The sequence below is a fragment of the Streptomyces sp. NPDC030021 genome (assembly GCF_055574035.1).
In genome coordinates this window covers 308,133-322,574 of the sequence record NZ_JBVIAH010000001.1, presented here as the reverse complement: position 1 = coordinate 322,574, position 14,442 = coordinate 308,133, and the positions used below count along the sequence as shown (strand labels likewise).

At 73.4% G+C, this 14,442-nt stretch carries 10 protein-coding genes, 1 tRNA gene and 1 pseudogene; 8 read left to right on the top strand and 4 right to left on the bottom strand.

What is annotated here, in order from left to right; genetic code table 11:
• The first annotated feature begins 111 nt into the window (after window positions 1-111).
• From ACZ4YL_RS01400 to ACZ4YL_RS01390, 3 genes are read left to right on the top strand one after another with little or no spacing between them, the layout of a single operon-like run.
• Window positions 112-1,152, top strand: a complete 1,041-nt coding sequence (locus ACZ4YL_RS01400) for a bile acid:sodium symporter family protein (RefSeq protein ID WP_468113179.1) — start codon at window positions 112-114, stop codon at window positions 1,150-1,152.
• A 9-nt stretch (window positions 1,153-1,161) separates the two neighbouring features.
• A complete protein-coding gene (locus ACZ4YL_RS01395) occupies window positions 1,162-1,593 on the top strand; it encodes a (2Fe-2S) ferredoxin domain-containing protein (RefSeq protein WP_468113178.1) in 432 nt (143 codons plus the stop codon).
• A gap of 1 nt (window position 1,594) precedes the next feature.
• On the top strand, window positions 1,595-2,059 hold the full coding sequence (locus ACZ4YL_RS01390) for a hypothetical protein (protein WP_468113177.1): 465 nt from the start codon (window positions 1,595-1,597) through the stop codon (window positions 2,057-2,059).
• Here the strand turns inward: ACZ4YL_RS01390 and fdhD are convergent.
• Window positions 2,049-2,876 carry a formate dehydrogenase accessory sulfurtransferase FdhD gene (gene fdhD / locus ACZ4YL_RS01385; RefSeq protein WP_468113465.1) on the bottom strand — a complete coding sequence of 276 codons (828 nt, stop codon included), beginning with the start codon at window positions 2,874-2,876 and terminating at the stop codon, window positions 2,049-2,051. The two genes, ACZ4YL_RS01390 and fdhD, sit on opposite strands and share 11 nt — an antisense overlap.
• A 205-nt stretch (window positions 2,877-3,081) precedes the next feature.
• Here fdhD and ACZ4YL_RS01380 point away from each other — a divergent pair, with 205 nt between their 5' ends.
• A complete protein-coding gene (locus ACZ4YL_RS01380) occupies window positions 3,082-4,023 on the top strand; it encodes a beta-ketoacyl-ACP synthase III (RefSeq protein WP_030011093.1) in 942 nt (313 codons plus the stop codon).
• Here the strand turns inward: ACZ4YL_RS01380 and ACZ4YL_RS01375 are convergent.
• Complete coding sequence (locus tag ACZ4YL_RS01375; protein ID WP_468113176.1) at window positions 4,010-5,176, bottom strand: low temperature requirement protein A; 1,167 nt, start codon at window positions 5,174-5,176, stop codon at window positions 4,010-4,012. The genes ACZ4YL_RS01380 and ACZ4YL_RS01375 overlap by 14 nt on opposite strands.
• A gap of 289 nt (window positions 5,177-5,465) precedes the next feature.
• Between ACZ4YL_RS01375 and ACZ4YL_RS01370 the strand changes: the two genes are divergently transcribed.
• Window positions 5,466-5,550: transfer RNA gene (locus ACZ4YL_RS01370), tRNA-Leu, on the top strand.
• 413 nt (window positions 5,551-5,963) lie between these two features.
• On the opposite strand, the pseudogene ACZ4YL_RS01365 reads toward ACZ4YL_RS01370, so the two are convergent.
• Both ACZ4YL_RS01365 and ACZ4YL_RS01360 read right to left on the bottom strand, forming a co-directional pair.
• A pseudogene (locus ACZ4YL_RS01365) lies at window positions 5,964-6,683 on the bottom strand (IclR family transcriptional regulator domain-containing protein); the annotation flags it as partial.
• Between the two features lie 812 nt (window positions 6,684-7,495).
• Window positions 7,496-8,071: a sigma-70 family RNA polymerase sigma factor gene (locus tag ACZ4YL_RS01360; RefSeq protein ID WP_468113175.1), complete on the bottom strand. Its 576-nt coding sequence runs from the start codon at window positions 8,069-8,071 to the stop codon at window positions 7,496-7,498.
• 496 nt (window positions 8,072-8,567) lie between these two features.
• Here ACZ4YL_RS01360 and metG point away from each other — a divergent pair, with 496 nt between their 5' ends.
• The 3 genes from metG to ACZ4YL_RS01345 all read left to right on the top strand — a co-directional run bounded on the left by metG (window position 8,568) and on the right by ACZ4YL_RS01345 (window position 14,318).
• Complete coding sequence (gene metG / locus ACZ4YL_RS01355; RefSeq protein WP_468113174.1) at window positions 8,568-10,283, top strand: methionine--tRNA ligase; 1,716 nt, start codon at window positions 8,568-8,570, stop codon at window positions 10,281-10,283.
• A gap of 209 nt (window positions 10,284-10,492) precedes the next feature.
• Window positions 10,493-11,725 carry a glycosyltransferase 87 family protein gene (locus ACZ4YL_RS01350; protein ID WP_468113173.1) on the top strand — a complete coding sequence of 411 codons (1,233 nt, stop codon included), beginning with the start codon at window positions 10,493-10,495 and terminating at the stop codon, window positions 11,723-11,725.
• 40 nt (window positions 11,726-11,765) lie between these two features.
• Window positions 11,766-14,318: an MFS transporter gene (locus ACZ4YL_RS01345; RefSeq protein ID WP_468113172.1), complete on the top strand. Its 2,553-nt coding sequence runs from the start codon at window positions 11,766-11,768 to the stop codon at window positions 14,316-14,318.
• Window positions 14,319-14,442 lie beyond the last annotated feature (124 nt).

Here is a 14,442-nt window from a genome sequence, read left to right as displayed (position 1 = left end):
GCTCATCACGGATCGCGATGGCAGTGAGTGCGGTGTGCGGGTTTCCCGATGAACACCCACCGCCGACCATGAAGGGAGAACCCCGCCCCGACAGCAAGTGAGCACCCCCGCATGCGCCGCCCGCACCTCCCCGCCCGGCTGCCCCTGGACCCGTACATCCTGGCCCTGCTCGCCACCGTGGGCCTCGCCGCCCTGCTCCCCGCCCGTGGCCCGGCCGCCACCGCCGCCGACCTCGCCTCCACCGCGGCCGGGGCCCTGCTCTTCTTCCTCTACGGCGCCCGGCTCTCCACCCGCGAGGCCCTCGACGGCCTGCGCCACTGGCGGCTCCACCTCACCGTGCTCGCCTGCACCTTCGTACTCTTCCCGCTCCTCGGCCTCGCCGCCCGCGGCCTCGTCCCCGGCCTGCTCACCGCCCCCCTCTACGGCGGCCTGCTCTTCCTCTGCCTGGTCCCCTCGACCGTGCAGTCCTCCATCGCCTTCACCTCGATCGCCCGCGGCAACGTCCCCGCCGCGATCTGTGCGGGCTCCTTCTCCAGCCTGGCCGGCATCGTCCTCACCCCCCTCCTGGCCGCCGCCCTGCTCGGCGGCGACGCGGGCGGCTTCTCCCTGGACTCCCTCCTCAAGATCACCCTCCAGCTCCTGCTGCCCTTCCTCCTCGGACAGGCCCTGCGCCCCTGGGCCGGCGGCTTCCTCGTCCGCCACAAGCAGGTCCTCGGCTACGTCGACCGCGGCTCGATCCTGCTCGTCGTCTACGCCGCCTTCAGCGCGGGCGTGGTCGCGGGCATCTGGCACCAGGTGAGCCTCCCGCGGCTCGCCGCCCTGATGCTGGTGGAGGCCGTACTCCTCACCGTCATGCTCCTCGCCACCTGGTACGGCGCCGCCCGCCTCGGCTTCGGCCGCGCGGACCGCATCGCCATCCAGTTCGCCGGGTCGAAGAAGAGCCTGGCCGCCGGACTCCCCATGGCCAGCGTGCTGTTCGGGGCCCATGCCGCCCTCGCCGTGCTCCCGCTGATGCTCTTCCACCAGATGCAGCTGATGGTCTGCGCGGTCATCGCCCGGCGCCGCGCCCAGGACCCGCTGCCCGAACTCACCGCCGACCGTGTGGCGGACGTCTCGCCCGCGCGCCAACGGCCCGCGCCCCGGGCCCGTTAACGTTCGGTGGTGACCTGGATACGCCCGCTCGCCGCCCACGCCGAACGCCCCTGCACGCTGGTGGTCTGCCGCGGCTGCTGCTGCGGTGACCCCCGCAAGAACCCCGGCTCCGACCACGCCGGTCAGCTGGCCCGGCTGCGCGAGGCCGCCGCCGCTTCAGGGGGCCGCCTGGCCGTCCGGACGAGCGAGTGCCTCGGGCCCTGCGCCCAGGCCAACGTCATCGTGGTCCAGCCCACCACGGAGGCCCGCCGCCGCGGCGCCCGCGCGACCTGGTTCGGCTGGGCCCTGGACGACACCGCGACCGACCAGATCATCGCCTGGGCCGAATCCGGCGGCCCGGGCACCACCCCGCTCCCGCCCACCCTGGACCTGCACCGCATCGACCCGCCGACCCCGAAGCCGGCCAAGGACTCCGCGCGCCGCGGCCGCCTGGGGCGATGACGTGCAGAACCTCGCCCGCGCGGTGCTCGTGCTGTTCGGTCTGCTGGTCCTGGTCACCGTGAAGGTGGCCTTGTCCGTCGAAGGCGGCGACCCCTCCGTGCCGCTGACGGCGCAGGACGTCACCGGCACCTGGCAGGGCGACCACGGAGCCCGGCTCGAAGTAACGGCCGACGGTCGGGCCCGCCTCGCGGACTCCTCGGGCTGGACGTGCACCCCGAGCCGGGCGCAGGCCGCGCTCACCGCCGAGGGCAGCTGGACCATCGACTGGATGGACGACGAGATGCCGGGAATCCTCATCAAGTTCACGCTCGACGGACCGTCGGCGGTGCCGTACTGCGGGGACTACTTCACACTCGTCGGCACCGGGAAGAGTGGCGCCTCGGGAGACGGCAGCGATGTGCAGGCCTACTTCCACGGTCAACGGGGTGCGGGCCGCGAGACCTACCGCAGGACCGCTACACCGTGATCCGCTCCTCGCCCGCGTAGATGTTCATGTCCGGCCCCCGCAGGAAGCCCACCAGCGTCATCCCCGACTCCAGTGCCAGGTCCACCGCCAGCGAGGACGGCGCCGAGACGGCCGCCAGCACCGGGATGCCCGCCATCACGGCCTTCTGCACGAGCTCGAAGGAGGCCCGGCCCGACACCAGCAGGACCGCGCCCGTCAGGGGGAGCCGCCCGGACTGGTACGCCCGGCCCACGATCTTGTCCACCGCGTTGTGCCGGCCGACGTCCTCCCGCAGGTCGAGCAGCTCGCCCTGCGCCGTGAACAGACCGGCCGCGTGCAGCCCGCCCGTACGGTCGAAGACCTTCTGCGCCTCGCGCAGCCGGTCCGGCATCGCGCACAGGACCTCCACGGGGACCCGTACCGGATCGGCGGCGAGCCCCGGGAAGCGGGTCGCCGTACGGACCGCGTCCAGGCTGGCCTTCCCGCACAGGCCGCAGGAGGAGGTGGTGTAGACGTTCCGCTCCAGCGTGATGTCCGGCACCGGGACCCCGGCGGCCAGCTGGACGTTCACCACGTTGTAGGTGTTCGCCCCGTCCTCTGTCGCCCCCTCGCAGTAGGTGACGGCCTGCACGTCCGACGCGGCCGCCAGCACCCCCTCGCTGACCAGGAAGCCCACCGCCAGGGCGAAGTCGTCGCCCGGCGTGCGCATCGTGATGGCCAGCGGTTTGCCGTTCAGCCGTATCTCCAGCGGCTCCTCGGCCACCAGCGTGTCCGGCCGGACACCTGCCGCGCCGTTCCGGATCCGGACGACACGACGACGCTCGGTGACCCGTCCCATGGTGATCAGCACACCCCTTCTGTTCCCGCGCGTTTCCGACAAGCTCATTGTCGCGGTTCCGCTTCCTGCGACGCCCCCGGCAGGTGGATCCTCGGGAAGCTCCAAAATCCGGGGCCGGAATCCTGTCGGGTCACACGCACACGTACCCACCAGTAGCAGGCAAAGCTGGGTGATCCTGACTTCCGTACAAGGGGGGACCCCGCCCATGACCGGTTCACGCGTGGTGGCGCTAGGGCACTACCAGCCCGCGAAAGTGCTCACCAACGAGGACCTCGCGGCCATGGTCGACACCACCGACGAGTGGATCCGCTCCCGCGTCGGCATCCGCACGCGCCACATGGCAGGCCCGGACGAACCGGTGGACGAGCTGGCCTACCAGGCGGCGGGCAAGGCTCTGGCCGGCGCCGGCCTGACCCCGGACGACATCGACCTGGTGCTGGTCGCCACGTCCACCGCGATCGACCGTTCGCCCAACATGGCCGCGCGCGTCGCCGCCAAGCTGGGCATGGGCGGCGGCCCGGCCGTGATGGACATCAACGTCGTCTGCTCGGGCTTCACCCACGCCCTGGCCACCGCCGACCACGCCATCCGGGCCGGCTCCGCCACCCGCGCGCTGGTCATCGGAGCCGACAAGATGACCGAGATCACCGACTGGAGCGACCGCACCACCTGCGTGCTCACCGGCGACGGAGCGGGCGCGGCCGTCGTCGAGGCCTGCGAGGAGCCGGGCATCGGCCCGGTCCTGTGGGGTTCGGTCCCGGAGATGGGCAACGCGGTCCGGATCGAGGGCTCGCCGCCGGTCTTCGCCCAAGAGGGCCAGTCCGTCTACCGCTGGACCACCAGCCAGCTCCCACCGCTCGCCCGCAAGGTGTGCGAGAAGGCCGGGATCACCCCGGAGGACCTGGCGGCGGTCGTCCTCCACCAGGCGAACCTGCGGATCATCGAGCCGCTCGCCGCGAAGATCGGCGCCGTCAACGCCGTCGTCGCCCGCGATGTCGTCGACTCCGGCAACACCTCGGCCGCCAGCATCCCGATGGCCCTGTCGAAGCTGGTCCAGCGCGGCGAGATCCCCTCCGGCGCCCCAGTCCTCCTCTTCGGCTTCGGCGGCAACCTCTCCTACGCGGGCCAGGTCATCAGCTGCCCGTAGGCGTCGCGGTGCAGCCCGGGGTCCAGCGGACCTCGGCTCCCAGCGTCGCCAGCAGCACGACGACGAGCGCCACCAGCTGCCAGAGCCCGGAGGCGCCCGTGCCGACCGGGACCGTCGCCAGGACGAGCACCAGCGCCGCCGCCCGGAACCGGGCCGGGCCGATCCCGAGGACGGCCCGGAAGGCCAGGTCACCGGCGAGGTAGACGGCGACCCCGCCCGCGAGGGCGAGTGCGGGTCCGGTGTGCAGGTGCTCGCCCAGGTGCCCGATGGTCTTCTTGACACCGGCCGCGAAGGCGGCGATCCCGAGCAGCATGGGCAGGAAGGCGTAGTAGTACGCGAGCATCGCGAGCTTGAAACGGTTCTCGGGCGGTGTCTCGGCGAAGACCTCCTCGGCCCGGCCCTCGTCGCGCACGAAGTACATCCACCACAGCGCCGACGCGACGGCGAGCGCGAGGAAGGCGCCCCCGGCGATCCCCGGGGACAGCGGCAGCGAGCCGGTCCCGATGCCGATCGCGATGACGGACTCGCCGAAGACGATGATCAGCAGTAGCCCGTGCCGCTCCACGAGGTGCCCGGAGCTCATGCCGCCGAGCTGGTCGCTGACGGTCGTCACCGCGGTCACGGCCTCGGCGGGCTCCGCCCCGCTCGCCGCCACCCGCTGCACCAGCTGCGGCACGGCGAACTGGATCAGCAGGGCGAGCATCCACAGCCCCCAGGCGGGCGGCCCGTCGAAGAACCCGGCGGCCAGCACCGACAGCGCGCACAGCATGTTGGGGAGCGCGAACCAGAGCACTCCGAACCCGTGCGCCTGCGTGTAGAGGGCGCTGTGCACGAGGACCACGAACACGTACCCGAGGCCGAAGGCGATCCCGCCGGCGCCGAACGCGGTCGGCACGGCCAGCGCGCACACCAGGAACGCCCCCATGGCCAGCATCAGCAGCACCCGCCGGACCGTCCGGTCCGGCGGCACCTGGTTGGTCAGGTGCGCGTAGCCCCCGTACATCCAGAACAGGACGGTGAAGATCAGCACCACCTGCCCCGCGCCCCGCAGGCTCAGGTCGTCCGCCAGAAGCACCGTCAACTGCGTGATGGTGAAGACGAAGACGAGGTCGAAGAACAGCTCCAGCGTGCTGACGCGGTGCTCGGATTCCATGCGCGGCTCCCCCCGGATGTGTGCGCAGACATCCGACCGCCCGGCTCCCCCTGATGTCCAGCCGGTATCAGCATCCGGAAGTGGCCGCGTGGCATCCCCGCTCCCCGCCGCCGGGGACCGGCCCGCCCCCGGCGGCGGCGAGACGGTCCGTCCCGCTACGGCCTTCGGTGCATGCGTGCAGGTCAGCCCGGCGTGGCGGAGGATCACCGCCCGGATAAGTGGTCGGAAGCCCGCCGATCCTTTGCTATTGTTGTCCATGTCGCCGCGGGAAACCGGGGCCGACCACCTGGTCCGGGTGGCGGAATGGCAGACGCGCTAGCTTGAGGTGCTAGTGCCCTTTATCGGGCGTGGGGGTTCAAGTCCCCCCTCGGACACAAGAAGCAGGAGCCCCACACATCGTGTGGGGCTCCTGCTGTTTTCCCGGTCCGGCCGGACCGGCCGGGCAGGACCGGGGCGGTCACGGACCCAGGACCACCAGACCCGTCGGGGCGGTCAGGCTGCCCGGGACGACCGACGTGAACGTGTGGGGCAGCGACAGGCGGGGCTGGCCGGAGTCCGGGGCGGCGGCGTCGAAGAGATACGCCGCGGCGGCGGCGGTGTCACTGACCAGGTGCGGGCCGCCCGCCGCGGCCGTGCCCCCGGCCAGCGGGGTACGGAAGAGCCGCCGCAGGTGCCGCAGGGTCTCCGGAGTGACCGGGGTGACCGGAGCCCGCATCGGCCCGGGCCGGTCGGCCGGAGTCTGCTCCGCGGCGGCCGCCGCCGGGGCGTCCGGGGGGATCGCGCCCGTCAGGAGCAGGGCCAGGAGCACCGGGACGGCCTTGCGGCGCAGGGTCTCGGTGGCCGCACCCAGCCGGTGGGCATGGCTCGCGGGCAGCGAGAGCGCGAGGCTCCCGGCGGCGTCCCCGGTGGCGATCGGGACCGCCGCGCAGACGACCCCGGGGGAGTACTCGCGCAGGTCGAACACGGGCGCTCCCGGAGCCACCGCGTCCAGGGCGCTGAACAGGACCCGGCTGTCGGTGATCGTCCGCCGGGTGAGCCGCGCGGGCCGGTGCCGGGCCACGTGGTCGGCGCGGCCGTCGTGGTCGAGCTGCGTCAGCAGGCACTTGCCGACCGCGCTGGCGTGCGCGGCGGCCCGGAAGTCGACCCACTCCCGCACCGGCGGGGTCGCGGGCCCGTCCGCCATCTGCGTGATGCGGACCTCGCCCTCGGCGTACCGGCCGAGGTACACAGCGGCGCCCGCGCTGTCCCGGGCCAGGGCCAGGGTGCGCTGGAGCTGCCCGGCCAGGCCGTGCCCGCCGGGGGCGGCGAGCCGGTCCAGCGCGGGGCCGCGCCCGAACACCCCGAAGGCCGGGCGTACCGCGTACTCCTCCTCGCACAGCATCGCCAGCAGGGGCCGAAGTTCCCCTTCGGCGAGGCCGGACTCCCGGGCGAGCCGGTCGGCCCGGACCCCCAACGGGTGCCGCTCCAGGACGCGTACGACCGCCAGCGCGCGGCGCGCCTCCGCCAGGGCCTCGCTCGTTCCGGCCCGGGCGGCGGTCCCGCGGTTCGCCGCCGTCAGCGCGGGGTGGCGCAGCGGTCCGGCCGCCGGGCGGAGCGCGGCCACCGGCCGGGGCGCCGGGGCCGACACGGTGACGGGCTGCGGCAGGAACGCGGCCAGCACCCCGGACAGCCCGGGCCTCGGCAGTGGCACCGGGCCCAGGTCGGGATCCTCGAACTGGTCGACGTAGCGCAGCACGGCCGCCTGCGTGCACAGCCGGACCTCCCGCAGATCCCGCCGGCCGCCCGGCCGGAACCCGTGCCGGCCCAGCTCGCGCGCCCAGTGCCGGGCGTCGTGGTGCTCGCCGCGCCGGGAGTGGTCGAGGAAGAGGCAGTACGCGGCCGCGGAGGTCCGCGGGCTCCCCGACCCGGCGGCGAACTGCCACCAGAAGCGCGCCCCTTCGCGCAGCCCGGCCAGGTGCAGCAGGCAGCCGAAGACGACCGCCCCGGCCAGGTCGGTGTGTCCGTCGGTGCGGAAGGAGTCGAGGTGCGCCCCGGCCTTGGGCGCGCACGCGGAGGCGAGGCAGACGGCCTTGAGGTCGCGCCGGGCCCGTTCGGCGTCGAGCGGGCAGTCCCGGGCGGGGTCGCTCCAGCCGTGCACCGACCGGCGCCGGGCGCGGTGTCCGGAGGCGGGCGGGTGCGGTGTGGCGCGCAGCAGCCGGGCCTCGGCGGCGCCGAGGTCGTAGTGCCGGTAGCGGTCGCGGACGCCCGCCCGGGCCAGGAACTCGGCCAGGGAGCGGGGGACCGGGTCGCCGTCCTGCAGCTCCTGCCGTTCGTAGCGCCTCATGATTCGGCTGATTCGGCTGATTCGGCTGATTCGGGCGATGCGGCGGAGGTGGCGGACGTCGCGAGCAGGCGGGCGAGCCGCCGGTGGGCCTGTCCGAGGTAGGAGCGGACCGTGGCCTCGTCGACGCCCATCACGGCTGCGGCCTCGCCGGGGGTGCACTGGAGTCCGTACCGCAGCAGTACGGAGTCGCGTTGCCGCTCGGCGAGCCGGGAGACGGCGGAGTAGAAGCGGATGGTGTCGGTCAGCACCTCGTACTGATCGGCGTGGGCCTCCTTGAGGGCGGCCTCGAAGGCGCTGATGTCCATCGGCTCCGGCCGCTGCTGCCACGGATGGCGCCGGCGCTGCCGGTCGACCAGGCAGTGCTTGAGGACGGTCCAGGCGTAGGCGTCGAGGCGGTCCATGTGGAGCATCCGCAGCCACTCACCCATGATCGAGTCGAAAGCGGCGTCCACCGCCTCCTCCGCCGCCGCGTCGGAGCCCAGCTGCAGATACGCGAACCGCATGTACGCGGGCCGCCGATTGGCGTGGAAGGCCCAGTACGACAGGCGCGCCGTCGGATCCCACTGGCTCATGGGAGTCGGCCGCCGACGCCGACTCGGTAGTCCCACGGCCCCACCGGACTCCTCCGGTCCGCCATCGTTCACCGCTCCACCTCATCCCCTGTGCGCTGAACAGGAAAGCAGCGCGGGCGCACTCGGAGGGCGCAGAGAAGAAACCTGGAAGCAATGCGTCGCGGATGATCGACTCGTGATCGATCTCGATCACGCACGGCTCCAGCCAGCACGTATGCATATGCCCGCTGCCGGTGCCACCGCAGGTGCCGCTGTCGCCGAGGCCGTCGCTGTGGCCGCGGTCGTCGCCCGGGCGCCGGTCGGGTGCGCCGCGGTCCGGCTGTAACATGGGCCCGATCGCGAGGGCCGTGACGGAGAGGTCACTGCCCTCGCTTTTGCTTTACGTCCACCCATGAACAAATGCGGCGCGTGGCTTCGCGGCGGTTCGATACGATGAACCGCATTCACAATCCGTTACGTCACGTTGTACCGCACATAGGAAATGGAGCATCCGAGGATGGCTCGACACCTGATCACCAGCGCGCTTCCGTACATCAACGGGATCAAGCACCTGGGCAACATGGTCGGGTCGATGCTTCCGGCGGATGTGTACTCCCGGTACCTCCGCCAGCGCGGCCACGACGTCCTGTACATCTGCGCCACCGACGAGCACGGCACCCCCGCCGAACTCGCCGCCAAGGAGGCCGGCATCTCGGTCGCCGAGTTCTGCGCGCAGGCCCACGACGCCCAGAAGGCGGTCTACGACGGCTTCGAGCTGTCCTTCGACTACTTCGGCCGCAGCTCCTCCGCGCAGAACCGCGAGATCACCCAGCACTTCGCGCGGAAGCTGCAGGAGAACGGGTTCATCGAGCAGCGCGCGATCCGGCAGGTGTACTCGCCGGTCGACGGCCGCTTCCTGCCGGACCGCTACGTCGAGGGCACCTGCCCGCACTGCGGCTACGACAAGGCCCGCGGCGACCAGTGCGAGAACTGCACCCGCGTCCTGGACCCCACGGACCTGATCGAGCCCCGCTCGGCCATCTCCGGCTCCACCGAGCTGGAGGTCCGCGAGACCAAGCACCTCTTCCTCCTGCAGTCCAAGCTCCAGCACGAGGTCGAGGCCTGGGTCGCCGAGCACGAGGAGGAGTGGCCGCAGCTCGCCTCCTCCATCGCCCGCAAGTGGCTGACCGAGGGCCTGCACGACCGCGCCATCACCCGCGACCTCGACTGGGGTGTTCCGGTCCCGGCCGACACCTGGCCCGAGCTCGCCGCCGAGGGCAAGGTCTTCTACGTCTGGTTCGACGCCCCGATCGAGTACATCGGCTCCACCAAGGAGTGGTCCGACCTGGACCCGGCGAACCGCGACTACAAGTCGTGGTGGTACGAGGCCGAGGACGTCCGCTACACCCAGTTCATGGCCAAGGACAACGTCCCGTTCCACACGGTGATGTTCCCCGCCACCGAACTGGCCACCCGCGAGCCGTGGAAGAAGGTCGACTACGTCAAGGCCTTCAACTGGCTGACGTACTACGGCGGCAAGTTCTCCACCTCGCAGAAGCGCGGCGTCTTCACCGACCAGGCGCTGGAGATCCTCCCGGCCGACTTCTGGCGCTACTTCCTCATCGCCAACGCACCCGAGTCCGACGACTCGTCCTTCACCTGGGAGCACTTCCAGGCCACGGTCAACAAGGATCTCGGCGGCACCCTCGGCAACTTCGTCAACCGCGTGCTGACCTTCTCCCGCAAGAAGTTCGGCGACGAGGCCCCCGCGGGCAGCCCCGCCGGCGAGGCCGAGGCCAAGCTCGGCGAGCAGATCGCCGAGCTGCTGGCCGAGTACGAGGGCCACATGGACTCCCTCCAGTACCGCAAGGCCGCGGCCGCGCTGCGCGCCCTGTGGTCGGCCGGAAACGCCTACCTCGACGAGAAGGCCCCCTGGACGCAGGTCAAGACCGACCTGGAGGGCGCCGCGCTCACCCTGCGCACCGCGATGAACCTCATCCACCTCTACTCGGTGGTCTCCGAGCCGTTCATCCCGGCCTCGGCGCGCGCCATCCGCTCCTCGTTCGCGCTCGCCGACGACACCGCCACGTGGATCACGCCGGAGCAGGCCCGGTCCCTGGACGCCGTGCCGGCCGGCACCCCGTTCACCGTCCCGCCCGTGCTGTTCGCGCGGGTCACCGAGGAGGACCTGGAGTCCTACCGCGAGCGGTTCGGCGGTAACCCGGAGGCCTGAGACCCGAGGCCTGAGACCTGGGGCCCGGGGCTCGGGGCCTCCTCAGGGCCCGGTGACACCTGAGTGAGGGGCACGACCCGATGGGGCCGTGCCCCTTTCGCATGCCCGCGGGGAGGGCGGGGGAGGGGCGAAGGGTAGGGGAAACCCCACCGCGGACCGTCCACCTGGCTGTGCAGACCCGGCCGGGGCCGCGCGGCTGGAATGGGCCCATGACCCTTTCCCGTACCGCCCGGTGGGCCACCGGCTGGCTGCTCGGCGCCGCGTGGGCGCTGTCCTTCCCGCTGTTCTCCTCGCTGGCGCCGCACCGGCTGTGGGGCTGGTGCGCCGCCGCCGGGTACCTCGGGGCCGCCGCGGCCACCGCACTCGGCCGCCGCCGCGCGGCGCTCGCCACCGCCCTGCTGGGCGCCGTCGCCGTACCGCTCCTGTGGCTGGTCCTGACCGGGCAGGGGCAGTCGGAGGTGACGGTCATCGAACGGTCCGCGCGACTCCTGCTGGAGTCCGGCCGGCTCTACGTCGACCGGCCCGCGCGCGTCGAGGAGTACACCCCGTACCTGCCGGGCATGGCGCTGTTCGGCATACCGCGGGCGCTGCTCGGGGGCGACGGCAGCGGCGACGGCTGGGCGGTGCGGCTGCTGGGGGACGCCCGGATCTGGTGCGCGGCCGTGCTGTTCGGCTGCCTGTGGGCGGCCCGGCGGCTGCTGGGTGGCGGTGGGCCCGGCCGGCTGCTGCCGGTCCTGGTGGCCTCGCCCGTGGTGGCGCTGCCCCTGGCGGTGAGCGGGGTGGACCTGCCGCTGGCCGGGCTCTGCTGCCTGGCGCTGGCGGCCGCGGCCGCCGGGCGGCCCGCCCTGGCCGGGGCGGCCCTGGCCGGGGCGTGCGCGCTGAAGTGGACGGCGCTGCCCGCGGTCGCCGTGACCGTCGCCCTGCTCGCGGTCTGCCGGGGCGGGCGGCCGGCGGTGCGCTGCGCGCTGGTGGCGGCCGGCGGCACGGCCCTGCTGGTGCTGCCGGCGGCGCTGCTCCAGCCGACGGAGCTGTGGCGCCAGGTGTTCGCCTTCCCCACCGGGCGGGCGGAGGTGCCGACCCCGGCGAGCAGCCCGCTGCCCGGGCACCTGCTGGCCGAACTGGGCCCCTGGGGCTGGTACCTGACGGTGGGCCTGCTGCTGGCGGGAGGTCTCGCGGTGGCCCTTTCCCTGCTCGCCCGGCCGCCGCGTACGGTGGCGGCCGCCGCCGACCGCCTGGCCCTCGGCCTCACGCTGGCCTTCCTCCTGGCCCCGGCGGGCCGCTTCGGGTACCTGGCGCTGCCGGTCCTGCTGTCGGTCTGGGCCCGCTCGGTGGCCGTGCCCGGTGTCTCGCGCGTGGTGACGGGCTCGTTCCGGCTCCGGCTCCGGCCGTCGGACGGGCGGCCGGAGGTGCGCGGCGAGCGGCCGGGAGGGCATTTCGCCTGATGGCCCCCGCACATTGGATAGTTGCACTATCCTTCGGTCCGTGGATCAGCTGATCGCCGAAGACCCGAACCGTATCGGACCGTACCGCCTGATCGCCCGGCTGGGCGCGGGTGGCATGGGCCTGGTCTATCTGGGCCGCTCCGAGGGCGGCCGTACCGTTGCCGTGAAGGTGGTCCAGACGGAGTTCGCCGGGAACCCCGAATTCCGCCGGAGGTTCGCCCGCGAGGTGGCCGCCGCGCGGCGGGTGGGCGGCAGCTGGACGGCGGCGGTGCTCGACGCCGACACCGAGGCCGCCGTGCCCTGGGTGGCAACCCAGTACATCCCGGGGCCCGACCTGCAGACCGTGGTCGCCCGGCAGTTCGGTCCGTTGCCCGAGGATTCGGTGCGGACCCTCGCCAACCGGCTCGCCCTCGCGCTGCGGGCCGTGCACGAGGCGGGCCTGATCCACCGCGACCTGAAGCCCTCCAACGTGCTCGTCACCGTCGACGGGCCCCGCGTCATCGACTTCGGCATCGCGCGGGCGATGGACAGTCTGACCGGGGACAGTCTGCACACGCGCACCGGCATGCTGATCGGCTCGCCGGGGTTCATGTCCCCGGAACAGGTCCGAGGTCTCGAACTGACCCCCGCCAGCGATGTCTTCTGCCTCGGTGCAGTCCTCGTGTACGCCGCCACGGGACGCATGCTCTTCGGCGCAAAGGACACCGGTCTGAACGCCCACCTCTTCCGGATCGCCGAGGAGGAGGCGGACCTGACCGGGGTACCGGAGTCGCTGGCCGGCCTCGTGGGCGCGTGCCTGCACAAGGACCCGGCCCGGCGTCCCACCCCCGAGGAGGTGGCGGAGCGTACGGCGGCGGACGCCGCCGGGGAATGGCTCCCGGGCAAGGTGCTGGCCCAACTGGGCCGACATGCCGCACAGTTGCTGGACTACGCCCCGGCATCTCCCGCAGGCGCCGGAGTCGGCGGCGGGGCCCCGACCGAGGAGACCCCCGCCGAGAAGACGCCCGCCGAGAAGACGCCGGATCCCCGCCTCGTGCCGTCGCAGTCCCGGCAGGACGCCTCCCCGTACCGGACACCGCCCCCGCCGCCCGCGTACGCCCCCACGGCCCCCGGCCACTTCGGTCCCGCGGACGGCTTCGGCCCGCCCCCGGGCCCCGTCCCCGGCGACCCGTCCGTGCCCGCGCCCCCGCACCCGAGGCGTTGGTGGGGCCTTGCGGTCCTCGCCCTGACACAGCTGCTGGTGCTGGTCGAAGCGGCGCAGTTCAACCTGCTCGGACCGCGGATCCATGCCGAATTCGCCCTCGGCGCCGACGGCCTCGGCCCGCTCTTCAGCGCCTACCTGGTCGCCTTGGGCGGACTGCTGCTGCTCGGCGGGCACCTCGTCGACCTCCTCGGGGCCCGGCGGATGCTGGTGACCGGACTGATCGGATGCGCGGCGGCCGCCGTGCTCGGCGGCGCGGCCGGCGGCTCCGGGCTGCTGATCACCGCCCGTGCCCTGCAAGGCGCCTTCGCCGCCCTGCTCGTCCCGGCCGCGCTGTCCCTGGTGGCCACCGGATTCACCGACCCCCGGGAACGCGGCCGGGCCTTCGGGATCTACGCGGCGGTCGCCGCGGGCGGCGGTGCACTCGGCGTGTTCACCGGCGGGTGGCTCGCCGAGACCCTGGACTGGCGCTGGGCCCTGTGGTCGGTCGTTCCGCTCGCCGTGCTCGCCCTGATCGGCGCGCTCACTCTGCTGCCCGACCGTCCGGGCCGCACCGGCGCCCGGTTCGACGGACTCGGCGTACTCCTCGGCACGGCGGGATCCGCCGCCCTGACCTACGGTCTCGCCGAGGTCGAGACGGTCGGCTGGAGCGTCGCCCTGAGTCTGCTGCTGATCGTGGGCGGCATCGTGCTGCTCGCCGCCTTCCTGTGGTGGCAGACCAGGACGTCCGGCCCGCTGCTCCCGGCGTACGTCCTCGCCGACCGGAGCCGCCTCGCCTCCCTCCTGGTCCTCCTCTGCACCGGCGTCGCCGTGGTCGCCCTCCTCCCGGCCCTGGGCTTCTTCGCCCAGCAGATCCGCGGCGAGGGCCCGGGCGTGTCCGGGACGGCCCATCTGCCCCTGGCCGCCGCGGCCCTCGTGGCCGCCACCCAGGTCTCCGCGCGCCTGCTGCCCCGCCTCGCGCCGCGCGTCCTGCTCCTGCCGGGCCTGGTGGTCACGGCCCTCGGGCTGGCCCTGCTGGCCGGTGCGGGCGGCGCCGCCACGTACGCGACCGGGGTGCTGCCCGGCATGCTGCTCACCGGCGTCGGCCTGGGCCTGGCCCTCGTCCCGCTCTACGCCGTCGCGACCGCCGGAGTGGCCCCGCAGCACGCGGGCGCGGCCTCGGCGGCCCTGGGCGCGGCCCACCACCTGGGGCAGTCGATCGGCGGGGCGGTGCTCGGCACCGTCCTGATGAGCCGCATGAACCAGGTCTCGGACGACACCGACGTGTTCGCCCGGCTGCTCGACTCCTACACCACCACCCTCTGGTGCGCGGTCGGAGCCCTCCTGCTCGCGACCCTGCCGGCCGCCCTGCTGACCAGAGCCGCGCGGCGGGACCCGGGCGTGACCGGCTAGGCCGGAGGCTGCCTAGTGGTGTGGGCGGACAACCCCTTCCATGCCCACCCCCCGCCCCCCCGCCCCACACAAAGGACCAACACCCCACACACCCACAATTGTCCCCCTTTGCGCCCCACGCTAA